General features: G+C 54.7%; 25 protein-coding genes and 2 pseudogenes. 16 read left to right on the forward strand and 11 right to left on the reverse strand.

Translation table 11 applies throughout. The features are described from left to right. On the forward strand, positions 1-396 hold the full coding sequence (locus SOP95_RS16395) for a hypothetical protein (protein WP_274075194.1): 396 nt from the start codon (positions 1-3) through the stop codon (positions 394-396). An 81-nt stretch (positions 397-477) separates the two neighbouring features. On the opposite strand, the gene SOP95_RS16400 is transcribed toward SOP95_RS16395, so the two are convergent. Beyond that, positions 478-747 (reverse strand): helix-turn-helix domain-containing protein, encoded by a 270-nt coding sequence (locus SOP95_RS16400; RefSeq protein ID WP_034022979.1) that lies wholly within the window; start codon positions 745-747, stop codon positions 478-480. Between the two features lie 817 nt (positions 748-1,564). Between SOP95_RS16400 and SOP95_RS16405 the strand changes: the two genes are divergently transcribed. Together SOP95_RS16405 and SOP95_RS16410 are read left to right on the forward strand one after the other, a co-directional pair. Beyond that, on the forward strand, positions 1,565-2,497 hold the full coding sequence (locus SOP95_RS16405; RefSeq protein WP_323607652.1) for a hypothetical protein: 933 nt from the start codon (positions 1,565-1,567) through the stop codon (positions 2,495-2,497). A gap of 58 nt (positions 2,498-2,555) precedes the next feature. Continuing rightward, positions 2,556-2,779 (forward strand): annotated as a pseudogene (locus tag SOP95_RS16410) (aminotransferase class I/II-fold pyridoxal phosphate-dependent enzyme); the annotation flags it as partial. 122 nt (positions 2,780-2,901) lie between these two features. On the opposite strand, the gene SOP95_RS16415 reads toward SOP95_RS16410, so the two are convergent. The 3 genes from SOP95_RS16415 to SOP95_RS32170 all read right to left on the reverse strand — a co-directional run bounded on the left by SOP95_RS16415 (position 2,902) and on the right by SOP95_RS32170 (position 6,717). Next, a complete protein-coding gene (locus tag SOP95_RS16415) occupies positions 2,902-3,312 on the reverse strand; it encodes a phosphate-starvation-inducible PsiE family protein (RefSeq protein WP_274075351.1) in 411 nt (136 codons plus the stop codon). Positions 3,313-3,504: 192 nt separating this feature from the next. After that, positions 3,505-6,270 carry an AAA family ATPase gene (locus SOP95_RS16420; RefSeq protein ID WP_425313630.1) on the reverse strand — a complete coding sequence of 922 codons (2,766 nt, stop codon included), beginning with the start codon at positions 6,268-6,270 and terminating at the stop codon, positions 3,505-3,507. A 240-nt stretch (positions 6,271-6,510) separates the two neighbouring features. Next, on the reverse strand, positions 6,511-6,717 hold the full coding sequence (locus SOP95_RS32170) for a hypothetical protein (RefSeq protein WP_162493639.1): 207 nt from the start codon (positions 6,715-6,717) through the stop codon (positions 6,511-6,513). Between SOP95_RS32170 and SOP95_RS16430 the strand changes: the two are divergent. From SOP95_RS16430 to SOP95_RS16445, 4 genes and pseudogenes are all read left to right on the forward strand, one after another. After that, positions 6,699-7,004: pseudogene (locus SOP95_RS16430) on the forward strand (TolC family protein); the annotation flags it as partial. The gene SOP95_RS32170 and the pseudogene SOP95_RS16430 overlap by 19 nt on opposite strands. Positions 7,005-7,040: 36 nt before the next feature. Next, the gene (locus SOP95_RS16435) at positions 7,041-7,577 is read left to right on the forward strand and encodes a redoxin domain-containing protein (RefSeq protein ID WP_064677812.1); all 537 of its coding nucleotides are present in this window, start codon (positions 7,041-7,043) and stop codon (positions 7,575-7,577) included. Positions 7,578-7,594: 17 nt separating this feature from the next. Then, complete coding sequence (locus SOP95_RS16440) at positions 7,595-8,122, forward strand: DsbA family protein (RefSeq protein WP_010459441.1); 528 nt, start codon at positions 7,595-7,597, stop codon at positions 8,120-8,122. Positions 8,123-8,641: 519 nt separating this feature from the next. Then, positions 8,642-9,742, forward strand: a complete 1,101-nt coding sequence (locus tag SOP95_RS16445; protein WP_154854652.1) for a low temperature requirement protein A — start codon at positions 8,642-8,644, stop codon at positions 9,740-9,742. A 230-nt stretch (positions 9,743-9,972) separates the two neighbouring features. Here SOP95_RS16445 and SOP95_RS16450 read toward each other — a convergent pair whose 3' ends face one another. Further along, on the reverse strand, positions 9,973-10,788 hold the full coding sequence (locus tag SOP95_RS16450; RefSeq protein ID WP_154854655.1) for a CmcJ/NvfI family oxidoreductase: 816 nt from the start codon (positions 10,786-10,788) through the stop codon (positions 9,973-9,975). A 568-nt stretch (positions 10,789-11,356) separates the two neighbouring features. Here SOP95_RS16450 and SOP95_RS16455 point away from each other — a divergent pair. Both SOP95_RS16455 and SOP95_RS16460 read left to right on the forward strand, forming a co-directional pair. Continuing rightward, entirely contained in the window at positions 11,357-12,481 is a 1,125-nt protein-coding gene (locus tag SOP95_RS16455) for an alkene reductase (protein WP_323607653.1), read from the forward strand. 173 nt (positions 12,482-12,654) lie between these two features. Next, positions 12,655-12,960, forward strand: a complete 306-nt coding sequence (locus tag SOP95_RS16460) for an ArsR/SmtB family transcription factor (protein WP_047530947.1) — start codon at positions 12,655-12,657, stop codon at positions 12,958-12,960. Positions 12,961-13,056: 96 nt separating this feature from the next. On the opposite strand, the gene SOP95_RS16465 is transcribed toward SOP95_RS16460, so the two are convergent. Beyond that, positions 13,057-13,944, reverse strand: a complete 888-nt coding sequence (locus SOP95_RS16465; RefSeq protein WP_064677807.1) for a LysR family transcriptional regulator — start codon at positions 13,942-13,944, stop codon at positions 13,057-13,059. A 103-nt stretch (positions 13,945-14,047) separates the two neighbouring features. Between SOP95_RS16465 and SOP95_RS16470 the strand changes: the two genes are divergently transcribed. Beyond that, on the forward strand, positions 14,048-15,046 hold the full coding sequence (locus SOP95_RS16470; protein ID WP_323607654.1) for a zinc-dependent alcohol dehydrogenase family protein: 999 nt from the start codon (positions 14,048-14,050) through the stop codon (positions 15,044-15,046). Here SOP95_RS16470 and SOP95_RS16475 read toward each other — a convergent pair. Continuing rightward, positions 15,043-15,345 (reverse strand): ArsR/SmtB family transcription factor, encoded by a 303-nt coding sequence (locus SOP95_RS16475; protein WP_177010346.1) that lies wholly within the window; start codon positions 15,343-15,345, stop codon positions 15,043-15,045. The two genes, SOP95_RS16470 and SOP95_RS16475, sit on opposite strands and share 4 nt — an antisense overlap. Before the next feature lie 86 nt (positions 15,346-15,431). Here SOP95_RS16475 and SOP95_RS16480 point away from each other — a divergent pair, with 86 nt between their 5' ends. From SOP95_RS16480 to SOP95_RS16490, 3 genes are all read left to right on the forward strand, one after another. After that, on the forward strand, positions 15,432-16,523 hold the full coding sequence (locus SOP95_RS16480) for an NADH:flavin oxidoreductase/NADH oxidase (protein WP_064677805.1): 1,092 nt from the start codon (positions 15,432-15,434) through the stop codon (positions 16,521-16,523). 189 nt (positions 16,524-16,712) lie between these two features. Then, positions 16,713-17,006 (forward strand): putative quinol monooxygenase, encoded by a 294-nt coding sequence (locus SOP95_RS16485; protein WP_064677804.1) that lies wholly within the window; start codon positions 16,713-16,715, stop codon positions 17,004-17,006. Between the two features lie 10 nt (positions 17,007-17,016). Next, positions 17,017-18,036: a zinc-binding alcohol dehydrogenase family protein gene (locus SOP95_RS16490; protein WP_274075201.1), complete on the forward strand. Its 1,020-nt coding sequence runs from the start codon at positions 17,017-17,019 to the stop codon at positions 18,034-18,036. 283 nt (positions 18,037-18,319) lie between these two features. On the opposite strand, the gene SOP95_RS16495 is transcribed toward SOP95_RS16490, so the two are convergent. Continuing rightward, positions 18,320-19,627 (reverse strand): OprD family porin, encoded by a 1,308-nt coding sequence (locus SOP95_RS16495; protein WP_274075352.1) that lies wholly within the window; start codon positions 19,625-19,627, stop codon positions 18,320-18,322. 689 nt (positions 19,628-20,316) lie between these two features. On the opposite strand from SOP95_RS16495, the gene SOP95_RS16500 reads away from it, so the two are divergent. Both SOP95_RS16500 and SOP95_RS16505 read left to right on the forward strand, forming a co-directional pair. After that, entirely contained in the window at positions 20,317-21,300 is a 984-nt protein-coding gene (locus SOP95_RS16500; RefSeq protein WP_274075202.1) for an LLM class oxidoreductase, read from the forward strand. A 364-nt stretch (positions 21,301-21,664) separates the two neighbouring features. After that, a complete protein-coding gene (locus SOP95_RS16505; protein WP_274075203.1) occupies positions 21,665-22,408 on the forward strand; it encodes an SPOR domain-containing protein in 744 nt (247 codons plus the stop codon). A gap of 345 nt (positions 22,409-22,753) precedes the next feature. Here SOP95_RS16505 and SOP95_RS16510 read toward each other — a convergent pair whose 3' ends face one another. Then, positions 22,754-23,608: a helix-turn-helix transcriptional regulator gene (locus SOP95_RS16510; protein ID WP_323607655.1), complete on the reverse strand. Its 855-nt coding sequence runs from the start codon at positions 23,606-23,608 to the stop codon at positions 22,754-22,756. 188 nt (positions 23,609-23,796) lie between these two features. Further along, positions 23,797-24,768 carry an XdhC family protein gene (locus SOP95_RS16515; protein ID WP_274075205.1) on the reverse strand — a complete coding sequence of 324 codons (972 nt, stop codon included), beginning with the start codon at positions 24,766-24,768 and terminating at the stop codon, positions 23,797-23,799. Between the two features lie 90 nt (positions 24,769-24,858). Here SOP95_RS16515 and SOP95_RS16520 point away from each other — a divergent pair, with 90 nt between their 5' ends. Continuing rightward, positions 24,859-25,644 (forward strand): alpha/beta fold hydrolase, encoded by a 786-nt coding sequence (locus SOP95_RS16520; protein WP_116642249.1) that lies wholly within the window; start codon positions 24,859-24,861, stop codon positions 25,642-25,644. Here SOP95_RS16520 and SOP95_RS16525 read toward each other — a convergent pair. Then, positions 25,637-26,989 (reverse strand): MFS transporter, encoded by a 1,353-nt coding sequence (locus tag SOP95_RS16525; RefSeq protein WP_102615845.1) that lies wholly within the window; start codon positions 26,987-26,989, stop codon positions 25,637-25,639. The genes SOP95_RS16520 and SOP95_RS16525 overlap by 8 nt on opposite strands. Positions 26,990-26,992 lie beyond the last annotated feature (3 nt).

The following is a 26,992-nucleotide window of genomic DNA, read 5'->3' on the forward strand; positions in this document are numbered from 1 at the left end:
ATGGCGCAACGACAGACTTTGAGGGGCGGCACGTTGGACGAGGCGATCGATGCCCTCCTCGCCCAAATGGTTAGCTTAGGATTGGAGCTCGCGCCTATCTCACGCCCCGAAGTACAGCGTCGATTGGGCCTGACAAGCCGCGCGACCTTAGTAGGTGATCGTGGTCGGCGGATCGAGTCCGCCCGTATCGCACAACTGAAGGAAAGCGGGATAGATCCGGACGGTGCCCGCCGGCGGAGAAGCTTCGAAGAGCGCATTGCTCATCTACAGGCGGAAAATGCCGCCTTGATTACACAGCGCGATAGGCTCTACGAAGCGCTGTCCGTAATTGCGCATAACTGCCTATTGAAAGGGTTGGACGTCGAAGGCGTACTGGGTCCGTTGCGAAAGCAGTGAGCGGATCATCACTCACGTCGAAGCCCATAGTATGTGAGTCCGGTCTGATGTATGTCCAAAACCACACGCGAGAGGCGCAAACTACTTGAGATCGCTACGGATCTGCTCAAGCAGATCCTCCAGTTTAACGGCTGGGTCTTTCTCAAGGTAACAGGCGACGATAACGGATACCGGATGCACTCCAATTGTACCTGCTAGCTCGTCGATCTTCTCTAAGGTCGCGCCTTTGATACCTCTCTCCAGCGAGCTCATGAACGTGCGGCTGCTGACTAAAGCAAAATCCTCTTGGGTTAGACCTCTGCTGATACGCAAGGCGCGAAGCGCTGATCCGAAGGCTTGTTTCAACTCCATTTGCTTTACTCGCAAATGGAAAGATGAAGCCTTTTCGAACACTATAGAGCTACAATCTATAGTGTTCATTGGGAGGCATTTATATTCAGAACCTATCGACGAGACGCAATGCCCCTCTCGTCACGGCTGGAGTCAGATCTCCAGTTGTGGTCGTGTGTGGAGCAGATTATCTCACTGCCTTGGTTTTATCTCACAGCCCTCAAACGCGGTGGCGATTCATCTTCGCGCCACATGCTCATGATTTCTGACGTCCTAACTTTGGAGGAACTGAGCTTGGCCGGGACATCGAGCGTGACAATTGAGTCAATTCTCCTAGCCTCGCCGCCCGGTATGAACGGGACAGAAAGATGGTTAATGGAGCCGCTTACGGAGATAGCATACGTTCCGAAGTCAAAGGGCTCAATCCGTCACTACCGTTTCAAGGTCGAAGAGGGTGCGGTTTACACCGACTCATGTGACCCTGGGCTGGAGGTCGAGCAAGGTAACATCAGCAGGGTTGTGATCTCGCTCCGCTGATTTAAGCCATTTCGCTGACGCGCCACGCGCGTAAGACCCTGACCGCCTGGTTGAGCCACTCTACTGGGATGAGTGAACTTGGCATTGGCCGTCTCACGGCTGAATGCGCAGCCGGTAATGCCGATTATGACGTTTCCCATTGAGCGTGGACCTTGACTCTGCAGCGCCTCTGAGAAAGTGCAGCTACCACTGCAGGGTTCAATTACCGGCGTGGAAGGGAGCTCATGTACTGGCTGACGGTCTCCCATTGCCCTTGCCGGAAACGGTAAGCTTTACAGATTTGACACAAGGAGTAGGAAAATTGATCGAAAATCCCGAGTCGCCCTCAAAACATCATGTATTTGGTCGTGCTTTGAATGATGTCGAGCATGCCATAGGCATGTATGCCTACAGTTATTGCACGATGCCCGCTGAGGCTATTTACGATAAAGCCATTTTGCAATCTATGATGAGCGTCATTGAAACGTGTCATATTTACTGCATCGGATACACACCAATTGTGGATTTCACTGGTGCAAGCCAAACGGGAGATGAGCTTAATATACAATTGAATGTATTGGGCAAAGAGTATACTGTCACGTATTCAATACCTGATTTAATCTACAAGATGGAAGACGGTTATAATTTCCTAGAGGATGCGACCGGCGAAAGGATGTGGCCTGACATGGAGCATGTACAAGCCCGTCTAAACAATGAATTTAAAGCTGTTACTTTCGACGTAAAGTACATAGGCCAGGCATACGGTCAAGACGGTTCAAGAAATGCTATTGATCGACTACTAAAACATGAAACCTTGCAAAAAATAGCGCTGAAGGGAGTTCCGCCAGGGCACAAACTGACTTTGCTTTTGCTTTCCATTCAGCCTAGCAATCAACTCATTACAATGATGAACCCATTTGCTAAAAATGGTGATAGCGGTGATGCACGGATAAAACAAGGCTTGGACAAAGCGCAAAACACTACAGAAGCGGAAAAAATTTCTCTGTATGAAGCGGCGCTAATTAGGTATTTTTACCCAGAATTTAATAAAGAATTCAAGGACAGTTTCCCTTCTACCAATCTAAAAATTCTTCAAGATTGCTATGACAAGGATTTTGGCGCCGTTGTAGCTGAAATCTGCATAGATGAATTACCTTTCATGTTATTTTCAGATAAGGTTGAGCCAAAATTTTATCACATCGCAAAGCATAACTTGCATAAGAGTGAAGATCGAAAAATGTTCTTTGGCATTTGATCTTGCGAAAATGTCACAAACTAGAAGACTGGATCAAACTCATGATCGCCGTGGCCCGTTGCCTCAGGCGATCTGCCTGAAGCTTGAGCGCGACAATGACTTACACTATGCCCTAGACGAAGTGATCGCGGTTGCGGTGGCAAGCACATCATTTATCACGCCCTGGTCGCGACCTTAAACTTGGGTGATGAAGTCATCGTGCATGCTCCGTACTGGGTTTCTTACCCGGACATCGCCCGACTGAACGACGCCACACCGGTGATCATCTCATGCAAGGAGTCCTTCCACCGACTTTGCGATCTGAGCACGTTTACCGGCTGATCTTGCTTTTGGTGTCGAGCCATTTCTGGCGGGCTTCGATGTTCTCTCGGTGGAAAATTGTTGGCATTGCGAAGCCCTCGTAGCTATTCATCCTTATCACGCTCCCGTAAGAGCCAGCAGACGATGCCGAGCACCAGGGTGGCAAATCCTAGTGCGGCAATGGTGAGCGCAGGCGTAGCGGCAGAATCGAGAATAACGAACTTCCGGCTGAGCGCCAGCAAGGCGATCAACAGCACTGTGCGAACCTGAACGATGCTGTTGCGTCGTAGGGCCGGGCGCACAATCGAATGCTTAAACTCCAGGGCTATCAGCACGGTGAAGATTGAGCCAAAGAGGGCCTGGAAAACATCGTGATCTAGTGGGTCAATCGCACCACCGATCACCAACGGTACAACCCTGCGACAGAGCTGCAGTAGAGCCATCAAAATCACAGACGCGATGATGAGACTGAGCGCAATAACAACCAATTGTTCGAAACGTTCGTAAGCATTCATCAGCGCCCACTGAAGCCTGAAATTTTTCAGCGTCGAGTTGCGCTCACGCCTTTCAGAATCAGGCTTTGACACGATAACCCTCCACACTTGCGTCTTCAGTCTGCCGGGCTCGTCCAGGCATTAGAGGATCCAGTACACCACTGCACGTCGTGATCAACAGGCCTGCTCCCAGGTTACGTGAGTGTGCTGGGGCTAAGTCCCAGTCTCCGCAGTAGGTGCCAGATCATCTGGCTGGTCTGGCGGACTACTCCTTTCGGAGGCCTTTGGCGCATCCACCTCCACCTTATTGAAGACCACTTCGCTACGCCCCTTGTCGTAACCCAACTCAACACTGTCGCCGGCTTGCAGCTTGCCAGCGAGCATTTCCTTCGCAAGCCGCGTTTCGACGGCCTGGCGAATCTGACGTTTCAACTCGCGCGCGCCAAACTCAGGCTGATAACCAACATCCGCCAGATGATCGATGAGTGAGCCATCAATTTTCACTGTGATGTTCTGTGCAGCTGCGGTTCGAATGACCCGATCAAGCTGAATGCTCACAATCGATCGGATGTTGTCACGGGTAAGGGCATGGAACACGATGATGTCATCAATACGGTTAAGGAATTCGGGACGAAAATGCCCTTTCAGGACGCCCATTAATTCATCGCGTAACGCTTTATCCGTAAGGCGTTCATCTTCGGGGCGCTCAAGATTCTCCATGATAATGGGAGAGCCCAAGTTGCTGGTGGCAATGATGATCGTATTGCTGAAGTCCACGACACGTCCCTTACCGTCCGTTAGACGCCCATCGTCGAATACCTGCAGCAATACGTTGCTCACATCGGGATGCGCTTTCTCGATCTCGTCGAGCAGAATCACACTGTAGGGCTTGCGGCGGACACGCTCTGTCAACTGACCGCCTTCGTCATATCCCACATAACCGGGTGGCGCGCCGATCAAACGAGCAACCGCATGCCGCTCCATGTACTCCGACATATCAATACGAATGATCGATTGCTCGTCACCAAACACCGTTTCCGCCAACGCTTTGGCAAGTTCAGTTTTGCCAACGCCCGTAGGGCCAAGAAAGAGGAACGTGGCAATAGGTCTGTTGGCTTGGCCAAGTCCGGCTCGAGACAAACGAACGGCATCGCTGACCGCGCGAACAGCGTCTTCCTGCCCGACCAGCCGATCACGCAATGTGTCTTCCATATTCAACAGCTTTTGACGCTCTTCCTGCGTAAGCTCGGTCACAGGAATACCGGTGAGACGGGACAGCACCTCGGCAATAGACTCCAGTGTCACCTCAAGGGTTTCGGAACCTGTCTTGCGCTCCCAGGCTTCTGTTTCCTCTCCCAGTTGCGTCTGTTTTTGACCAATGCGTTCTTCGAAGCCTTTGGATTCATCAAAACGTTTACGGGAGGATGCATAATCCTGTTCACGTTTAAGTTGCGTGATTTCCGCTTCCAGCTCCTGAATGCCAGCCGGCCTCGAGGAGGAACTGATTCGAACGCGGGCGGCTGCCTGATCGATCAGGTCAATGGCTTTATCCGGCAAAAAGCGCGAGGTGATGTAACGATCCGACAGCTCTGCTGCCGCCACAAATGCTTCATCGGCGAATGTGACCTGATGGTGAGCCTCAAGCTTATCGCGCAGCCCACGCAGGATAATGATGGTCTGTTCGACGGTGGGCTCGGCTATCAGCACAGGCTGAAAACGTCGTTCAAGCGCTGCGTCTTTTTCGATGTGCTTTTGGTACTCATTGAGTGTCGTCGCACCGATCAAACTGAGCTCCCCGCGCGCTAATGCGGGTTTCAGTACGTTGGCAATATCCAGGCCGCCCTCCTCACCACCCTGCCCCGCGCCAACGATCGTATGCAACTCGTCGATGAACAGAATAAGCTCCGAGCTTTTTGCGGCGACTTCATCAAGTAGTTGCTTGGCTCGCTCCTCGAATTCACCACGATATTTAGAGCCCGCAACCATTGAGTTCAGATTGATCTCAACCAGCCGTCTGCCACGCAGAATCTCAGGGACATCGCCCTTTACTATTCGTTGTGCAAGCCCTTCAACGATGGCTGTTTTACCGACGCCAGGTTCGCCGATAAGAACCGGATTGTTCTTTCTGCGCCGCGCCAGCACCTCGATGGTATTTTCGATTTCCTGCGCGCGCCCCAGTACGGGATCCAGTTTGCCCTCACGAGCCAGTGACGTCAGGTCGCGACCGAACTTGTCGAGTGTCGGTGTTCCCGTCGGGGTGTCGACTCGCCCATCCTCAGCCCCCTTACCCACCACCTTTACCACCTTCTGCCGCAAGGCTTCAGGCGTTACGCCGTATTTTTTAAGCAATGTCCCGGCGATACTTTCTGGTACAGAGGCAAGCCCGATCAACAAATGCTCTGGGCCAACGTACGAATGTCCTAAATCACGAGATGCCTGGAACGCAAAATTGAAAACTTTCTTTAACCGCGGCGAAATGCTCATCTGGTCCACCGGGGCCTGGGCCTCCGCTGTGCCCCTCTGAGCATGTTGATCGATGTAACCTTTGATCTCGTCCGGAGAAAGCTTCAGCTCCTTAAGCAACGCCGTACCCACATCGGTATCCGCAAGCACATACAACAAATGCTCAGTATCGAGCTCGCTGCGGTTGAGCTCATGGGCTTTCTCACCCGCGCGTTGCAGGATTTCCAGCGTCTGGGAACTGAATGCATCGGTTGCATCGACAGATTCTCGAGGCACTTGCGCAGAGAGCCTGAAGTCATCACCCGCTTGATCCTTTGCTCCGCCCATGCTGTCGAAAAAGCGGGACACACCCCCGCCCAGCAGAGAGTCGAATGGATTCAACATGCTTTGATGGCGTAAGAGTTGACGGTAATCGTGGTCGCAAATGGACATTGTCCTGGCTTGGCCATTTTGCGATACGGTCACTCGCGCTACAGCGGGTCTCGCATTACATATTTCACAGAGAGTAGCCATGATGAGTTGTCTCCAAAGATGGATAACACGGACTCATTCAGATGGATCTACGGCCCCGTAAACGATGCTCAAGCAACAGGGGCATGAGATCCGCAATACGCTGAGATTGCTCAGGAAGACGATTACGTTGGAGGGAATGGCAGTCTCGGCAGACGACGCCATCCAATAACGATAGTCGGATCTCATCAAAACACGCTATGGGCGACCCAGGATACCGACGAACGACGTCTGATAAATTTGTGCTCAAAAATACCGCCAGTCGTAAACCACCAACTCATCAGCAAATGAGGCTATGGAATCACCAGCGTGATCGAGCAACGCTTCGATGTCGGAATTCGCAGGGGCGAATCGATCAGCAAGGACATGATTGCGGTTCGCACCAAAACCATCGGATAAAAAAGCCGCCGAAAATGACAGCAAAAGAACGAGCGCGCGAGGTCTTGCCGGCATTGGAGGAAACGGAGAACGCGTTCAGCGATTACGGCAAGCGCCAACAACGACTATAGTCAATGGTGCGTCAGAGCGAATCCAGCCTTTCCGCTGCCAACCTGGCCTCAATCCAATACCGCGAAGGCACGGCGGATCTCCTCGTGCTTCTTGATGCGGATAGTGAACGTCTCGCAACCGAAGACACTCAGGCTCAGGCCTCAAACGAGGTGTATCGAGGCATCGTCGCCATTTATAAATCACTTGGCGGTGGATGGAGTTATCCCCCCGGGCAAGTCGTATCCCGCTGAGCAGACCCCAACCGCCCATCTATAAGGGCTCAAGCCATGCACACTTCAGAATTGGATGATGCGAAAGAAACGAATGGCGACCTGGTTCAGGGGCCGCTGCCGGCCGGCACTGTCGCGCCCGACTTCACTCTGTACGCAACCCCTGATCAGCAGTTGTCGCTACGCGAGCTAAAGGGAAATCCCGTGATACTGGCGTTTTATCCCGCAGACTGGACTTCGGTTTGTGGCGACCAACTGACTTTGTACAACCAGTTGCTACCCACATTCAGAGAATACGGTGCTACGCTACTGGGTATCTCAGTTGACAGCGCCTGGTGTCATCAGGCCTTTGCCAAAGATCGGAGTTTTCACTTCAGCCTGCTGGCCGATTTCGAGCCCAAAGGGGCTGTGGCGCGGCAGTATGGAGCCTACGAGTCCCACCTGGGGGTTTGTAAGCGGGCGCTGTTCGTGATTGACAAGGAGGGGGTGGTCGCCTGGAGCTACGTCTCCCCGATGGCAATCAATCCGGGGGCGGACGGCATTCTGGATGCGCTGGATGCTCTGGCGAATTCATCACAAAGCACGCCAACCTAAATTTAACAGGTGATCCCATGGCCACTCTCAAAGTCCCGGTAAGTGCCAGCGACCATCGCCAGGGAAGTGCGCATGCCAAGGTCACACTGGTGGAATTTGGCGACTATCAATGTCCCTATTGCGCTGAAGCGTATTGGATAGTCAAGAATCTGCAACAGCATTTTCGCGATGATTTGCTGTTCGTGTTCCGTAATTTTCCACTGACCACTGCTCACCCGCATGCGATGGCTGCAGCTGTCACCGCTGAGTTTGCCGGGAGTCGAGGATTCTTCTGGGAGGCGCACGACGAATTGTATGAAAATCAGGATCGATTGGGCCTGCCGCTGTTTCGGGCCATCGCTCTAAAACATGGCCTCTCCGACGAAGAACTCTATCTTGCCATGCAAGACGGTACCTACGTACCCAAAATAAAATCCGATTTTAATGGCGGCGTACGGAGCGGCGTGAATGGCACCCCAGCGTTTTACATTGACGGGCTTCGCTATGACGGGGCTCCAGAGTTCACCGAGATGAGTCAGATGATTGAGCTTTCGTTAGTGAGTTGACGAAATCGCTAGATAGTGAAATCGCTTGGCATCACCCACACCGTAGCCGAGGGCGAACGTGCCCTATTGCGCAGCGCACCAGGTGTGCGTTCGATAATATTTCAATACGGGAGATTGAAGAATCCACGGTGCTGCCAACGATAAGCATCGCTCATAAAGCAGCGGCACGAAAATATCAGCCCAGCGAACCGAGGACATAAAAAATGGCGATGTTAATTTTTGACAGTTCGGAAGATTCCATAGTCGAGGCCCGTGTCCTGGTCGAGGCGCTGAATGAATGGTTGGCGGAACAGCAGCCCAGTTGCCCGCTAAGGTCCGCCCGTGCGAAATGTTGCTATCGGCCCGATGGCACGCTGGATTCTGTATTGACCGTACTAACAGACGTGGTGGTGGACTAGGTCAGGTGTTGCACTCAGTTTTTGCGACCGCCCCCAAGGTTGACGCCTATACCCGTCCACCCGTTCGCTTATCCGTTAGTTTCCTTCTACATTAAAGAGGTGCACACGGAGCCAGCAGCGAATGAAATCTTTGAAGTATTATGAAAAAAATCGACACGCCACATGGTTAGAGTTGTTTTTTGACCTGATTTTTGTTGTAGCAATTGGCAAGGTTACGCATACTCTCGGACATCTTCATCACGGCCACTTTGAACAGGAGCAATTATGGACATTTTTACTGCTTTTTGTTCCATTATGGTGGATCTGGTCCAGCCACACGATTTACTCAAATAGGTTTGATACAGACAGTAACCTTCACCGTTTGGCAACATTATTTTTAATGTTGCTGCTCATTGTGCTGTCTGCACGGATTGGGGAAGAATTGGAAGTAAACTATGCGCTTGTTATTGCCTGCTATTTTGGTATACGTGCCATCATCAGTATTATGTACATTTCGTCCATAAATAAATTTGATCACCGTAGCGAATTCTCCTCCAGGCTTGGCTTCGCCCTGTTAGTTAGCGCAGTGATTAGTCTTTCATCCATTTTTTTTGACCCACCTATGCGTTACCTTGTCGCTTACATTGGGATTTTTCTTGACATTCTGCTCCCTTTATTTTCTTGGGGTAAGCTAAAGCCATTGCCCGCACATACAGAACACTTGGTTGAACGACTAGGTTTACTCACCCTTATCTTATTGGGCGAGTCGGTAATTAGCCTTTCTGGAGGGTTATCTGACATTCAATGGGATCGTTATAATGTGATGGCGGCAATCACCGGATTTATCATGATTTGCAGTATCTGGTGGATCTATTTTGATAGCTTTTACCTGCTGAGCAAAAATGAAAGTAGTATGAGTGGACACTCCTTAATCTACTCGCACCTTTTTCTATTTATGGGGCTAGCACTTCTCGCAAATTTGATCAGGCATGCGATCCTGAATGACATTGCGATGCGCGATTTCCAGATTACGTCAATCATCGGCATGGCCTTATTTTTCTTAGGTAAGCAATATGGCTACTTCATAGCGGTACCTAAAATAAGGAAATACATACTACAAAACACCTTGATCGTGTTTTCTCTAGGTGGTTTGGTTATATTCCTACCCCGCGTCGAGTACATATTGGTCGGCCTGACAGCAACCATGATCTGTTATGTTTTATTAAACTTCAGGTATCGTTGAATCTTTAAAGTTGGGCCATATCACGGATGGATCAGCTATCCGCGCGCACCAAAGACTCAGCAGCTGATTGTCGAGGACTGGCGCACTGCGGATCGTGCTGAATGTGGTTAGCTGTTCAAACCCTTCACTCAGTCGCTACACATCCCTGCCAACGAGAAGCGGGTGGTCGCATGGTAAAGCACGGGGGGGAAACACCGCGCGGCGGGAGGCCCGCGCCAAGCGGCAAAAACCTAATCAAAGAAGGCCAGGGTGCGAACTTCGATACTCTCGCGCGGCGGGGCTCCCGGCGGCGTATTTGGGTCTTTGAAGGCGGTATGGGGCGTGAAGCGGGCACGGCCGTCGTGACGTGAGTCATACCCCTTGATCAGCAAGACTTCGTCACGGCGCATGTCCGGAAAATAGTACCAGCGCTGTTGCGGATTGTAGGCCAGGTGGTAGATCTCACCGATACGATCCGGATAGACCAGGTCGGTGGCCAGCAGGTCATTGGGGTCGAGCGTCGAGGCATCCAGCACGGCCAGCGGTGAGCGCTTGACGGGCCCGCTCATCGGGCGCCAGAGGTTAATCTGGGCCACCGACACCAGTGCGCCGGCCTGATCCTGGCCCAGCACGTCGCGAATACGCTCAGGTCCCGAGCGGTCGGTGTAGTCATTATGCACACGGCTGGCTGGCCCACGAATATCCCGCCGCTCGGCGTCGCTGCGCCTGGTGTGGTCGAAGATGACGACCCGGCTCGCGCCCGTCAACTCCTTGATCAAGGCCCTGACCTCGTCATAGTAGACGCTGTCCACTGAGGTATCGTCGTAGAGATCGTCGACCACCGTATCCCGCCGATGGAGTTCAAACCCCTGCTTGTCCAGAGAAAGGCTGTCTGCCAACGGACGACCGTTGTGTATCGTGACCTCGCGCTCCTCCTGCTCAGCAAAGTAGCGCGGTTCACTGTCACCGGTCAGAGCCTCTGTATGCACATAGGGCTTCGCATCGTGCTTGACCAGGTAGGTGAGTTTTGTGATGACGCTAGCGGGCATATCAGTTGTGCACTTCAAGTAACGCCTCCCGGTCTGCTGACCGCATTCGGCGTGGTGTCACCGTGGCGGCGCTGTAGCTTGCCTGTAAACTGCCTCATCCTCGATCGTATGCCTTCCAAGGGACACTTTCAAATGCACCCCGAGGTGCATGGTCCCCGACCGGTAGAAAAGGACATACCTACCTCGGCACCGACGTGCAGCTTGACCAGTACTGGCGCGTCGGACTCCAGGCCCGCGCCTAGGGCGACTACTACATCGAAGTTCTGAACCAGCAGCGCAAATACGGTGGATATCCGGATGGAAGATCGCATCCCAACACATCATCTTTTGCGCAGCGTTGATCAGTATCTCGATCTGAGCAACCTGCGATAGCTGACCAAATTGAGAAAGAAAAAACTAGATATTGACATATCTCGATATTGTAAATAGTCTGAGTTCGAAGCCACCCCCCTTATCTCAGGAAGCGCCAAATGCAGAAGATGTGGGTGAACACCTCAACGAAGCGCCTTACGGTTTGCTCTGATCCCGTGGAGCCGCATCCATTTAGCTTAATACATCGATATTTCTATATATGCAGGTAAATGAAATGACACATACCGCGCTCTTCAAAACCGCACAGCTGGGGCCCTACACCCTCAAGAATCGAATCGTTTTGCCACCGCTTACCCGTTCGCGTAGCTCCCAGCCTGGCAACATTCCGAACGATCTCATGGCCACGTATTACCGCCAGCGTACTGGCGCGGGATTCATGGTGACCGAAGGCACCCAGATCGAGCCTCGTGGACAGGGTTATGCCTGGACTCCCGGCATTCACAGCGCCGAGCAGATTGAAGGCTGGCGCAAAATCACCGACGCCGTTCACGCCGAAGGGGGTGTGATCTTCGCTCAACTTTGGCATGTCGGCCGCGTGTCGCACACGTCCTTGCAGCCCGGCGGTGAAGCGCCGGTCGCGCCGTCAGCCATAAAGGCGGACAACGTCAAGGTATTCATCGAGACCGGCCCTGGCACGGGTGCACTGGCCGATCCATCGATCCCGCGCGCTCTTTCCACCGCAGAGGTGAAAGAACTGGTCCATCTCTATGCCCAGGCGGCCCGCAATGCCCTGGACGCTGGGTTCGACGGGGTGGAACTGCACTGCGCGAACGGCTACCTGGTGAACCAGTTCATTTCCGCCCACACAAACCAGCGTGATGATGTATATGGTGGCTCGTTGCAAAATCGACTGCGCTTCCTGCGCGAAATCACCCAGGCAGTTGCTGGCGTCGTTGGCAAGGAGCGTATGGGCGTTCGCTTCGCCCCGCTCTTCGCGACCACCGATGAAGATCGCGTCTACCTCGGCCTCGTCGAGAAAGATCCCCATCAAACCTATGTCGAAGCGGTGAAGATTCTCGAGGAAGTGGGTATCGCCTACCTGTCGCTCGCCGAGGCCGACTGGGAGAACGCACCCGATCTACCTGAAGCGTTCCGGGAAGATATTCGCAGTATCTTCAGCGGTAAGATTCTCTATGCCGGCAGGTACACCGCTGAACGCGGAAATCGTGTCATCCAGGCGGGTTGGGGCGATCTGATCGCGTTTGGTCGTCCTTTCATCGCCAACCCCGACCTGCCCGCCCGTATCGCCAACGACTGGCCGCTCAATCCGGTCGACCCGACAAGCATGTATGGCGGTACCGACAAGGGCTACACCGACTATCCGAGCTATCGCCCCTGAGCAATCCGCGCCGCGTCCCAGACTCCAGGGCGCGGCTTACGCTTGCTGACCGAGGAAGGGGAACATCTTGCCTGGCAACAAACGGACGCAGAGGTCACTTTGGGTGCCTTCCAATTCTCCGTGCGAACGACGAAGATATCGCAATATCGCGAAAAACAGGTATCGCCAATTTTATGAACATTGACATCAACGAAGCCCTGAAAGCCTTGGCGAACCCGACGCGCCTTGACATCCTCAATTGGCTCAAGGATCCCAGGACGAACTTTCCCGAGCAGGAAGTCGACCCGGAAACAGTAGGCGTGTGCGTCAGCATCATCCAGGAGCGCACAGGCCTTTCGCAGTCCACTACATCGCTTTACCTCACAACCCTGCAGCGCGCGCACCTGGTAACCTCGCAGCGGATAGGCCCTTGGACCTATTACAAACGTCACGACGAAAATATCGATGCCTTTTTCAAAGCGCTGCAAGAAAAGATCTAGGTCCAGGCTACCCGAGGACCGTTTACCGGCGGCGCCCAAAGCTTTCCCTTAACGAAAGCGCTTCAAAAGGTGGATTGTCGCCCATCAGCGCTCAGTTTAAACGGGGTGGGCCGCGACCCACTCTTTGAGATGAGCAACAAAACTGAGAACAGTCGGAGCGATGTTTTCTCTTGAAGGGTATACCGCATAGATTCCCACCGGCGGCTCAATGGCCCAATCGGAAAATGCCTCCACCAGCTTTCCTGAATCAAGATCATCTCGTATATGCCAGTCCATCAGCAGCGCTACTCCATGCCCATCTATTGCCATCTGGCGAACCACTTCCCCCAAACTGGATGAAAAACGGTTGCGTATTTTGCATGTTTTTTTAACGCCTCCTCGGGACATGGTCCAACTGGAATCTTTTCCGACGATGAGGCCGTCCAGCGTGGTTAAGTCTTTTGGAGAGGTAGGCATACCCTGTTTTTCCCAATATTGGGGGGCGGCGCAAATCAGACGTCGGGACGCAGAAATCCTCTGCGCGATCAGGGATGAATCGGCCATTACTCCGTGCCGAATCGCAAGGTCGGTACCATGGGCGGCCAAATCAACCAGTTGATCTGTCGGGTGTAAATCAACGATAACGCCAGGGTAGCGTTTGAGATAACTGCTCACGACGCTCGATAAATAACCTTGGGCAAATGTCGCGGAAGCGGTTATGCGTAGATGACCGGTAATCTCGGTCTTCTGGAAAAATCCTCGCTCCGCTTTTTCGACGCTTTCCAGGATGCTTAGTGCGTGTTGATAAAGCTTCTCACCGTCCGAAGTGGGACTTAGCTTGCGGGTGGTGCGGTTAAAAAGTCTCCGACCAACGCTGTCTTCAAGGGCCAGAAGACGCTTGCTTGCGCCTGCGGCAGTCATCCCCATTCGTTCGGACGCTGCGCGGATGGAACCCTCCTCGAAAACAGCAATAAACAACCGCAATTCATCAATGGAATCCAGCATTTATTACCAACCAAAAGGACCGAAAGATTCAATAATTCTAGCGTATTTATCCCATATTACTGATGATAAATTTGTTGGCCTATTGTTCCTCGGAGTTTAAGCCTTGAAAGCCATTGTGATGAATCAGCATGGTAACTCAGACCTTTTTGTAGAAATTAATACGGAAAACCCCGTTGCCCGCCCAGGTCATGTGATTATCGACGTGCGGGCGACAAGCGTGAATCCAGTGGACACGAAAATTCGTCGGGGCAGCGAAGGTACGGCCGGTCTGACTTTTCCGGCAATTCTTCACATCGATGTTTCAGGGGTGGTCAGCTCCATTGGTGCTGGTGTGACCCGCTTTAACGTAGGCGATGAAGTCTATGGCTGTTTCGGCGGCATCGTGGGGATTCCCGGTGCGCTGGCAGATCAGATGGAGGCCGATGCTGAGATGCTTGCTCTAAAACCCAAGTCGCTCTCTTTTGGCGAAGCAGCCAGCTTGCCGCTCGTGGCAATTACGGCCTGGGAGGCGCTGATCGACCGAGCCTCGATCAAACCCAATGACAACGTCTTGGTGCATGGTGGCACCGGTGGTGTTGGGCACATAGGCATTCAATTGGCCAAGATCCTGGGGGCCAGGGTTTCGACGACGGTTTCAACGCCAGAAAAAGCGGAAATTGCCCGTCAACTGGGCGCCGATGAGATTATTTTTTATAACAGCGAGACGCCCCAGGAATACAGTCAGCGAATCACCGAAGGAAAAGGATTCGATACGGTCTTCGATACCTTGGGCGGTGAGGTCTTACAAAACTCACTGAAAGCCGCGAAGCTTAAGGGCCATGTTGTCTCGATCATCGGTTACGACAGCTACGATCTGACCGAAATGCACTTTAAGGCATTGAGACTCGACTTTGTATTCATGGCTATTTCGATCATTCATAACGAAGGCCGCAAGCACCATGGCGAGATCCTGCAAAGACTGGCCGCCCTGGTTGATCGCGGCCTGGTTAAACCACTGATTGATGAGCGTCATGACTTCACTGCTGCGGGTGTCAGCGCGGCACATGATCGCCTTGAGTCAGGCCGTGCCATTGGCAAAGTCGTCATTGAGCGACAGGCTTAGTCGTGCTGGGACAGGATCGTTTCCAGCAGGCCCGGAAAACGGTGACTCAAGTCTTCCCTGCGCAACGAATTCATGTGGGTCGTGCCGATGGTCTGGGTTTGAACCAGGCCGGCATCACGCAGCACCCGAAAATGATGGGACATGGTGGACTTCGCGCGGCCACCGTCCAGGTCGCCGCAGCTGGCCTCTCCCAGCTCGGCGAGGCGCCGGACAATCTCCAGGCGTACAGGGTCGCTCAAGGCGTAAAACAGACGCTCAAGAACGAATTCGCTGAGAGGAAGGTGTTTGAAGGGGCGCATGAGCGAATCATACACGGGTTTGCTATAGGTCAATAGTTCGAATATTATCGAACAATAGTAATAGTATCCCTCGGAGAAAAAACCTGATGTCTGCACTGTTCCAACCTTTCACGCTCAAGGATGTCTCCCTTCGCAACCGGATCGCGATTCCCCCCATGTGCATGTACTCGGCCAATGATGGCCTGATCAACGATTGGCACACTGTGCACTATGCCACCCTCGCGCGTGGCGGGGCGGGACTGGTGGTTGTCGAGGCGACCGCCGTGTCACCCGAAGGACGGATCACGCCTGGCTGCGCTGGTATCTGGAATGATGAGCTCGCTCGTGCCTTCGTGCCGGTGGTGCAATCGATCAAGGCTGCCGGCGCAGTGCCAGGTATCCAGATTGCCCACGCGGGGCGCAAGGCCGGTGCGAACCGTCCTTGGGAAGGTGACGATCATATCGGCGAGGATGATTTGCGTGGCTGGCAGACCATCGCCCCGTCGGCTGTTGCCTTTGGCGCTCATCTCGCCAAGCAGCCGAAAGCCATGACGCTGGAGGATATCGCCCGAGTGCGCGAGGATTTTGTCTCCGCCGCTCGCCGTGCACGTGAAGCCGGCTTCGAGTGGTTGGAGCTGCATTTCGCCCATGGCTATCTGGCCCAGTCATTCCTCTCTGAACACTCCAACCTTCGTGACGACGCCTATGGCGGAAATTTCGATAACCGTAGCCGCTTTCTGCTGGAAACACTGGCGGCGGTTCGCGAAGTATGGCCAGAGCACTTGCCGCTGACCGCTCGTCTGGGTGTCATCGAATACGACGGTCGGGATGAACAGACCTTGTCAGAGGCTATCGAACTGACACGTCGTTTCAAGGACGGTGGATTGGACTTACTCAGCGTCAGTATCGGGTTCACCATCCCTGAATCCAACATTCCTTGGGCCCCCGGTTTCATGGGCGAAGTTACCCAGCGTGTACGGCGCGAGGCGGGGATTGCGGTGGCCTCGGCATGGGGCTTCGGCACGCCGAGCGTCGCCGAAGAAGCGGTGAAGAGTGGTCAACTGGACCTGGCGATGATTGGCCGGGCGCACCTGGGCAATCCCAACTGGTCCTATTCAGCCGCCCAGGCGCTGGGTGTAGAGCGTGCTGCCTGGACCCTGCCCGCTCCCTATGCCCATTGGCTTGAACGCTACAGGTGATCCCGCCGGAGCGAGGGCGCTCGCATGGCCTTAGGGCTATCAACTTGGTCGAATGCCCAAGCGGGCAAGATTGTTGTCGCGCTCTCACCCGGATTCAGGTTTTTGGCCGCATGGCCGGCATGGACATCTTCGATACTCCGTGCCAGCCAATGCGCTCCCTCTTTATATCGCACACAGACAGGAGGTTTGATGACCACCCCTCTGACACTGATTGCCACCTTGGTCGCCAAGGCCGGCTTCGAAGCCGAGCTCGAGCAAACGCTGCAGGGCCTGCAAGGCCCAAGCCGAGGCGAAGCGGACTGTATCCAGTACGACTTCCATCGTGATGCCGAGCAGGCTCGCACTTTCCACATGATCGAGCAGTGGCGGGACGAAGCGGCGCTGACTGATCACGAAGCGACACCGCATTTTCAGGCAGCGCTCCCTTTCATCGAACGTGCAGCTGAAAAGCTCACCATCACGAAAATGTATCGCATCTCCTGAGGATCTTCGAATGAAAGCCATTGCACACTTCAAATGCCTGCCTATTGAACATCCCGACGCCTTGGTGGAGATCGATATTCCCGAGCCAGTGCCGGGGCCGCGCGACTTGCTCGTAGAGGTAAAGGCCGTATCGGTCAATCCTGTCGATACCAAGGTGCGGCAGGGCTACGTACCGCACGAGGACGAAAGCCAGCCGCGCATCCTCGGCTGGGACGCTGCCGGCGTGGTCAAGTCGGTCGGCAGCGACGTGACGCTATTCAAGCCCGGTGACAGGGTCTGGTACGCCGGATCGCTGATCCGCCCGGGCAGCAACAGTGAGCTGCAACTGGTGGACGAGCGTATCGTCGGCTCAATGCCCCAGTCGCTGGATTTCAGCAAGGCTGCGGCATTGCCACTGACTTCCTTGACCGCTTGGGAATTACTGTTTGATCGCCTCGGTGTTGCACGCGATACCACCGACCGGGGCGAAACGCTGCTGATCATCGGCGCTGCAGGCGGGGTGGGTTCAATCCTGACTCAGCTGGCGCGTCAGCTAACCGGGTTGACGATCATTGGTACGGCTTCGCGCCCTGAAACCCAGACCTGGGTCACCGAGCTTGGTGCGCATCATGTCATCGACCATACCAAGCCACTCAGCGAGGAGCTCAAGCGCATCGGTATCGCACAAGTCAGCCATGTCGCTAGCCTGACCCAGACCGATCGGCACTACGAGCAAATCATCGAATCACTGAAGCCTCAGGGCAAGCTGGGCCTGATCGATGACCCGGCCACGCTGGACGCCGTACCGCTCAAGCGCAAGAGCCTGTCGTTGCACTGGGAGCTGATGTACACCCGCTCGCTTTACGAGACAGAGGACATACAGGAGCAGCACAACATCCTCAACGAAGTTTCGCGGCGCATTGACGCGGGTGACTTGCGCACCACCGTTGGCGACAACTACGGGCGCATCAGCGCAGAAAATCTTCGTCGTGCCCATGCTCTGCTGGAAAGCGGCAAGGCGAAGGGCAAGGTCGTGCTGGAAGGCTTCTAAGAGGGTGTAGACAAACCCGCCGCCCCATTCGTTTTAATGCGATTTGACCACGCCACACTACAAGGCTGGTCGCGGATGGGCTGGCTGGGGCAACGTCTTGGGCTGCGGGCCAAAATTCTGCTGTTATTGGCGGAGGGATTAACGCCCAAAGAGGTCTGCCATCAGTTCCAGGTCTCAGCGCCCGCAGCGCTTGCCAAGCTCTTCAAGTGGAACAAGACGACTGAATCCATCATTAGCTCTGAAAACAAAAACAAAGCTGGGAATTAACCTCTCATGACAATAGTTAGAGAAGCGGAAGGCTATAGCTCACAAAAACACGATTCTGATCTACGCTACGAGCCGCTTCGCTGTTGGACTTGCCGTTACGCCAGCCGAACCCGACGCCTTTGAGCGCTCCGGACTGAACGACGTAGTCCAGGCTAATGTCTCTTTCCCATTCCTTCTGGCTGTCGCCTGTCGTAGTTTTAATATTATCGCCAGAAAGGTACATGACCGAGCCTTTCAGGCCAGGGACACCCAGAGCGGCGAAGTCGTAAGCATACTGACCGAAAGCTGTGCGCTCGCCTGCGCGGGTGAAAGTCTGGATAAAACGGTCTGTATACAGATACAGGCTTGCTCCACCGGCGCCCTTGTCAGAAAGGCTACCCTGACTGAGTTGAGTGAAGTTGCTGCCATCCGACACACTTTGGTACCCCGCAGTAATCGCGTGGCCACCCAGTGTATAAATCAACGCGGCACTCCAGGTGCGGTTATCGATCTCTCCACTACCGTCTTTGGTGTAGCCACTCATTCTGTAGCCAGACGTACCGGAGCTATTTGCACCTGACGAGTCAGTTTTGAAATAGCGCAGGTCGGTTTTAAGGGACTGATTGTCCGAGAGAGCAAGGGTGTGAATTAATCCCAAAAAATGCTGCGTATAGTAGTTATCGAGGCTGGCGTAGTAGTACTGAGCTGTCACATCCTTGTTGACTTTCCAATCGGCCCCGGCGAAGTCAAACTGATTGCTTTCACGCGTACCACCAGCAACGGCCAGCCCCGTCTGATCGCTCGAACCACGTCCTGTTGCCTGGTTGATCCGACCTCCAGTCAAGGTCAGCCCCTTGAACTCGTTCGAGGTTATTTGACCGCCCTCGAAGGTTTGTGGAAGCACGCGCCCATCGTTGGCGACCAGTATTGGAAGTTTCGGAATCAAGGTGCCGTAGCGAAATTCCGTTTCCGACATTTTGACTTTTCCGGTCAGCCCTAGCCGGCTCCACTCGTCGACGGCACGGTTGTCACCGTCAGAAGGCATCATGCTGCTGCCGACATGCCGTCCTTGGCCGCTGTCCAGGGTAACCCCCAGCAACCCCAGGCCATCGACGCCAAAGCCAACCATGCCACCGGTATAGCCCGATTTGAAGTCCAGCATGAAACCCTGCGCCCATTCTTCGGTTTTGGAAGGGGCGGCCATGCCATCGCGGTTGTCGTTATTGAAGTAGAAGTTTCTCATTCCCAAGGTGGCTTTGCTGTCACTCAGGAAGTCAGCATGCGCCTGAGCACTCAGCGTCATGCAAAAAAACACCGAACTTGCAGTTATTGTTTTTCTACTCACTTGTACTGCGCTCCATTTGTTATTTTCAGGTAATAGAAGCAACGCAAATCTTCCAGGCCAACGGAAATAAGCATACGGGCCACGTGTCGGCCTTGACGTCATGCCTCGAACCGGGCGTGCCGCCAGCGCTTGAAGACGTGTTGTTATGCCGCGCGATTGCGTTAGAGCCGAGTGTGTGACAAAGGCACAGGGAGTGCCTTGCCTGGGCAGATGGAGTTCTGCGTTGGGGTATGACAATTAACCTTATCGTCTGAATGTCAGGACTGGGGCCGGACCCCATTGTCAGTCGTCTCCAATTCCAAATGCCCGGTGCCAGGGCCGTATCGAGTACCCAAAAGCTCAGCGCAATGACCTGACCCGTCCTGTGTCACGGGTACCGAGACGGAGAACGACATGGCGGTTCCGCGCAAAGCCGCCTACGCTTGTTGGATGGTCCCCATGCTTTTGCTCAGGCGATGTATCGGGCTGGAGCGATCTGATTTATTTTGACCGTCCGCTCATCGCCAATCCGGACCCGCCCGCGCGCATGCCAGCAACTGGCCCTTCACACCGGTCGACCCGACCAACATGTACAGCGCAACGGGCGAAGACTGCACCCTAACCCCACCTGTCGTTCCCAAGCGACCGATGCCGTAGCACCTCTGGAAACAGGGGCGCTGTTCAAGTTTCTTCCATTGAGGAAAATGAGTATGTATCGGCCGAGCACGATTCCTTATCAGCAGCACCGAGGGTTCAGCCGAACCTTCACTCAGGGCCATTTGAGCCTTGGATTATTCTTTCCTTTGGAGGCCTTCGAGGGCGACACTCCGAGCATGCTCAACCAGGTCGAACTGGCCAAACGAGCAGAGGCGCTGGGCTTCTGCGCGCTGTGGTTTCGCGACGTGCCTCTTCGGGACCCCGGCTTCGGCGATGTTGGCCAACTGTTCGACCCTTGGGTCTACCTGGGTTACATGGCCGCTCATACGTCGGAGATAGCGCTTGGCACAGCATCCATTGCCATCCCGGTTCACCATCCTCTACACACGGCCAAGGCATCAGCCAGCGTTGATCAGTTGAGCGCAGGTCGCTTGATACTGGGGGTCGCTTCCGGCGATCGCCCTGTGGAGTTTTCGGCTTTTGGCGTCGATCCCGAAAGGCGCGGAGAAATCTTTCGCGAGCACTACGAGGTGATTCGCCGAGCCCACAGCACCAGCTTTGAGCCCATTCGCTGGAGCGGTGGTGAGATGCGGGGCGCAGATCTCATTCCGAAACCCACAACCCAAGTCATTCCAATGTTCGTGACCGGCAATAGCCGCCAGTCACTGGACTGGATCGCGCGCGAAAGCGTCGGATGGATCAACTATCCACGCATTCCGAACATGCAGCGAATGATCGTGGAAGATTGGCGGCAGGAGGTCATAAAGCAATGTGGCTCCGTCTATAAGCCCTTCACTCAGTCGCTCTACATCGACCTTGATGAGAACCCGTCTACGCCGCCCACTCGCATTCATTTGGGGTTCAAACTTGGACGCTACCATCTCCGGTTTTTGCTCGAGTCGCTTGAGGAAATCGGAGTGGACCACGTTATCCTGAATCTCAAATACGGAAAGCGCCCTGCTGCGCAAGTTATTGAGGAACTGGGTACTCACATCGTTCCGCAATTCGGAGTACAGCCGCGCCCCGGAGCGAATTGATACGCCGGCCGCTTCCATGCCGGCCGAGGTGGTGCGGTTCAACAGGTTGAATCATCAGGCCGATACCTGTTCAAGGAATATCGGTTGCAACGGCTCTTCGAGCAGGTCATTTGCTTTAATGGACCACCTTGCAATCCATCTGATTCGGTTCTTTTTCGATCATCTGAGCCTTTTTAGTTAACCAACAGTCTATAAAGTGCAGGCCCGATATTCTTTAAAACAACAAAAAGCAGCCGACTAATTTTGGCGCTTGGGCACACTGACGCGCTCAAGAATTTAGTCCATCCCAGGATCAACAATAGAACCCCGTTTTATCCGTGACAAATGGGACAAATTACTATTCACCTGATTTGGAGATGGTGCCGTGCGAAAGCTTGGCTTGGGCTTCCTGGTAACTGGCGTTTTTGGGCAACTATCAGCACTACTATGGACCTACACGTCCACAGGACCAATTTGTCAAAATAACGTCGACAATTCATACATTCAGCAAAAAGTGACAAAGCTCGAACAATTACTCGATGACGCCGCTAATAAAATTGCGACAGAGCTCAATACAAAACATTCCGTTGAGCTCGCACCCATTGCGAAAAACGGATTCCATATAACCGATTCAACGGAGGCTGACGCCGTACAGTTTTTACTCGAAAAGCCAGACGAATCACCCGTACTTACGCTGCCTTCATTGCCCACACCCTCACACAACTGGACGATTATTCTCAGCGGTATGATTACTTTTACCGGCCTGCTCCTGGCACTCTTCGCCCGCAAAAAAACCATTGTTCCGCAATGGCATGTCTTTCGCACCATGCCAAGGTCGCTAATCACGCTGGAACGCCCGTGTTTGACGTGTGGAGGCTTCATTTCCCACGCTGTAAAACCTGCTTCAGCCACGTCTTCATCCGGCCTGTGGGTGATTGAAATTGCGTTGAACACACCCAGCCGACATCGCGCCAAAAAAGCCATTCAACAGCTGGAGTTACCGGTAGCGCGTAAAGAAAACAACTTTGTAGTCATCGGCCCGTACAAACAGAAACAGGACGCGGCCCGAGTCGTGAAAGAGTTGACTGAAAGTCATGGTGTTAGAGGATGGATGATGGCGGGAAATTGACACGACCCTATTTAGCGCTGCCTGACCTCGAACAAATAGATACTTATTTTATGACGCAAGATAGTATCGCGAGGTAGAGCCTATCTCGCCCTGAAGAATTGCCTGGCCGCCAATTTACAAAATCATTTTTAACTCAGCGAGCTGAACTACAAGCTCGCTGAAAGATGCGGATACTCAGAAGAAACTTGAGTTGATGCGTGAAGAACGCATGAATGAGATTTATGACTTCCCGAGTATTTGGCAGACCCAACGCTTGTAACTATTCAAGCCGCTAACTTTCAATATTAAAGTCAAACTTCATCATAGGGGAGTATTGCCTAAAATACCCCCCGCCCTCCTCCCGGTTCAAACCGTCGCATAACAATCCACTACACGCCGATACTGGCTGGGAGAAGCTCCAATATGCTGACGGAAGAACCGTGTGAAATGACCTTGCTCGGAGAATCCGAGATTCTCCGACAACAGGCCCAACGTTCCACTGCGCTCACGCTCAAGCCAGGCAAAAGCCCGACGCATGCGCGCGTCGTTAAGCAACAGGGTCGGCGTCATGCCGGTATCTTTCTTGAACAGCGCAAAGAAGTGCGCCCTAGACAGCCCACAAGCCCGCGCGGCGTTGTCGATCGGGTTCGGATCATCGAGGTGTTCAAGCAACCAGGCCGTGCCACGGCGCACGCGCGCATCCCGGAACTCACCTGTGTTGGGCGCACCCAGTAGAGACAAATGCCGCCAGCTGGAAAAGGCCTCGATCAGTTCGATCAGGAAGTCGAACAGCATGAACTCCAAGCGCTCTTTCGGCACGATCCCACAACCATGCGCTTCGGCGACCAGGATGTCGGCCAGGGTGCGATTTCGACTCGACAGCTCGATGCATGACTGGGCGAAAAAGTCCGGCCGACCGCTGAGCGCCAGCGACTGCTGGGCAGTGGCCAGCCAGGCGGGCTCGATGTAAAGCGCCAGGATAAGGGTGGCACCGGCACCCGGCTGCGGATCATAGAAATGCGGCTCCCAGGCGTTGACCAGCACCGCCGTGCGATCACTGAGCGGAACCCGCCGACCGTTAACGTTGAAGTAAGTGTCCTCGCCGGACACTTTGACCAGCACATGGCATTCGGAATGGGTATGGGTGACCAGCGAATGATCCATATTCAGCAAGGCGACCCGGCCAAACCTGCCGTGGAAAACCCGTTGGGCAATCGACATCAGATTCCTCCGCTCGCTTGAAGCGATATCGTTATCGGCCTCAATGCATATCATCGGGGCGCTTATCTATTTCACAAGCCCGTCGATCGGTCCATGGTTCAGCAACACTTGGCTGGCCACTATCGCGCGCGAATGACCGAGCGTCTACCTCGACTTTCGCAGCCCCCACGTTCGTCGGAAAAACCGCCTTACAAGGCATGGCGTTCTTTGCCGTGATAAACGCGCAGGATATCGGCCACCACCGCCAGTGCGATTTCCGCCGGGGCCTTGCTGCCCAGATCGAGGCCGATGGGCATGTGTAAACGGGCGATCTGTTCATCCGTCAGACCACCGATGCGTTTCAGCCGCTCGGCGCGCTTGGCCGACGTTGCCTGAGATCCCATGGCGCCGATGTAAAACGCCGGAGTGTGCACCGCTTCCATCAGCGCCAGGTCATCGATTCGCGGATCGTGAGTCAGCGCCACCACCGCGGTCGCCGCGTGGCAACCTCCGGCGGCAATGAACATCGAGGGCAGCACGCGTTGCATCTCCACACCTTCGAGTTGTACTTGCAGCATCTCTTCCCGGGGATCGCAGGCGATGACTTCGCAGCCGATGGCGCGGGCAAAACTGGCGCAGAATTCGGCGACCGGCGAGAGCCCCGCCAGAATCAGTCGTAACGCCGGGCCGACGCTGATGCGCACGCTTTCGTCGACGACTTGCACCCGCTCGCTGCCGTGTCCGGTGTCCGGGTCCAGGCGCAAGGCACCACTGCTCAGTTCGACGTGACGCAGCAGACGACGCTGACCCAGCAACGCTGCTTGCAGACTCTCCAGGTGGGCGATCCATTCGAGACTGGCAGCGCGGTGCTCGACCAGCACGATCAGCACGCCGCCACAGGGCAATCGCAGGCGGTGGCGTTGCTCGACGCTGTCGCCATAACTGACGATCTGCGCCGGTTCGCGTAACTCACCGCGCGTCAGGCTTTCGAGAAACTCCTCTTCGACGCAGCCACCCGACAGCGAGCCGACGTGTTCGCCTGTGCCATTGGTCACCAGCATCGCACCCGGCGCACGCGGTGCCGAGCCATAGGTGGAGAGCACCGTACATAGCCACTGGGCCTGCCCGGCGCGAGCCCATTGCAGTGCCTGGTCGATCACCTGAACATCGAGATGACGCATATTTTCTGTACCTCAAGCAAAGCGTGGTGCTGCATGCAGGGTTACGTTTACGGTAACCTGCGAGCAATCCTGTTCAATCGTTGATTCAACATGTCGCCACAACAGTTTTTGCAACTCGGGGCGCTGCGCCTGGAACATCGCCAACTGCCTCCGGCTGACCCATCGCGACCGACACTGGTGCTGTTGCACGAAGGCCTCGGCAGCGCCGACCAATGGAAAGACTTCCCCCTGCGCCTGGCCCAGGCCAGCGGTTACGGTGTGGTCACTTACAGCCGTCAGGGTTATGGGCAATCGAGCCCGGTAACCCTGCCGCGTCCGCTGAACTACCTGAGCAGCGACGGCCCTCGGGAACTGCGGCAATTGCTCGATGCCTTGCAACTGCCGCAAGTGGTCTTGCTCGGTCACAGTGACGGCGCATCCATCGTCCTTGCCTATGCCGCCACCAACGATCCACGCGTGTTGGGCAGCATCGCACTGGCCCCTCACGTGATTGTCGAGGCCGAGAGCCTCGATGGCATTCGCCACACCACCGAGGCTTGGCATCTGGGCGAACTGCGCGAGCGCCTGGCACGCCACCATGGGACAAATGTCGATGGCGCTTTTCACGGTTGGAGCGACAGTTGGTTGCACCCGGACTTTTCCTTGGATGATCTCGAAGCGCAGTTGGCTTATATCGAAAAGCCGTTGCTGGTCATTCAGGGTCGCGAAGACCACTACGCCACGCCCGAGCAACTGGTGGTCATCCAGCGACAGGTCGCTGGACCGTGCCGCTGTGTGTTGCTGGATAACTGTCGGCACTTTCCCCAGACCGAAGCGACCGAGCAGACCTTGCAGCTGATCTGCGAATTCCTGAAGCGCCTCCCCGCCTTTACTTGAAATTGCCTTGGGTTTCTGGAATCACCACGCTGCCGATCAGGTAGATCACCGACAGACCGACGGCGAACATCGCCAACACCATGGGGATCTGCGCCGGGCTGCCGCTGACCAGGGACACAAAGGTCGGCATGGTTCCGCCGAGGGCGAAACCGATGTTCCAGGACAATCCGGTGCCGCTGGCTCGCAGCTCGGTGGCAAAGCGTTCGTTGAGGAAGATCAGAATCGGCGCGATGATCGCCCCACCTATGAAGCCTATACCCACGCAATACAGCGCAGTACGGGTCAGCGAACCCGATTCGGCGACACCCAGAAACATCATCGGCAGGCTCACCAGGTTGATCACACCCAGCAGCATGAAGGTCTTCTTGCGACCGATCAGGTCGCTCAGGTAACCGAAGGCCAGTGCTCCGACAATGGTTGCCACCGACCCGTACATGAGCATCTGCGAAGTCTGCGCATGAGGCACTTTGGCGACCACGTTGAGCAACGTCGGCAGATAACCGCAGGCCAGGTAATACGTGGCACCGCCTCCGAACGTAATCAGCAGGTTGACCAGCATCACGCCGCGGTACTCGCGACCGAACAGACGCTTGAGCGGCGACACGACAACTACCGCCGGCCCCTTGGTTTTGCGCGCTTGTTGCAGTTGCTGCCAGACCGGGGTCTCTTCCAGGTAACGGAACATCACCAGACCGAAAAACGTGCTTAGCAGGCCGCAGAAGAACATGAAGCGCCAGCCCCAGACGTCAAATTCTTCCCCGGGAAAGATCTCCGACAACACCAGATAAGTGAATGACGCCAACAGCGCGCCCATACCGGCGCCGGCACCACCGATCAACCCGGACATCAAGCCGCGATAGCGCGGCGAGATGGATTCGGTGCCGATGGTGTGAGTGGAGGCAACGATGCCACCCACGAAAATGCCCTGTATCACCCGCAAGACCAAAAACAGTATCGGGGCCAATATGCCGACCTGATGAATGGTCGGCAACGCGCCAAACAGTGCCGTGGAAATACCGACGCCGACCATCGACACCATCAACGCACGCTTGCGGCCGTGTTTATCGGCATACGCGCCGAAGATCGCCGAGCCCAGCGGACGCACCAGCAAGGCCACGGCGAACGAGGCATATACCGCGGCCAGCGACAGGGTCGGGGTGTCCGAGGGGAAGAACAGGCGGCCGATGATGGGCGCCACGTAGAGCAGAATGAACAGGTCGAACAAATCCAGCGCCCAGCCGAATGTCGAGGCAAATGCCGCGAGCAAGGCCTTGCCCGGTGGAATCTGTGGTGTATCGCAAGCGGCGCTGGAGGGTGATGCAGTTATTGTTGTTGTCGTAGTCATGGT

Origin of the sequence: Pseudomonas sp. YuFO8 (assembly GCF_035065025.1) — a bacterium.
GTDB lineage: Bacteria > Pseudomonadota > Gammaproteobacteria > Pseudomonadales > Pseudomonadaceae > Aquipseudomonas > Aquipseudomonas putida_AE.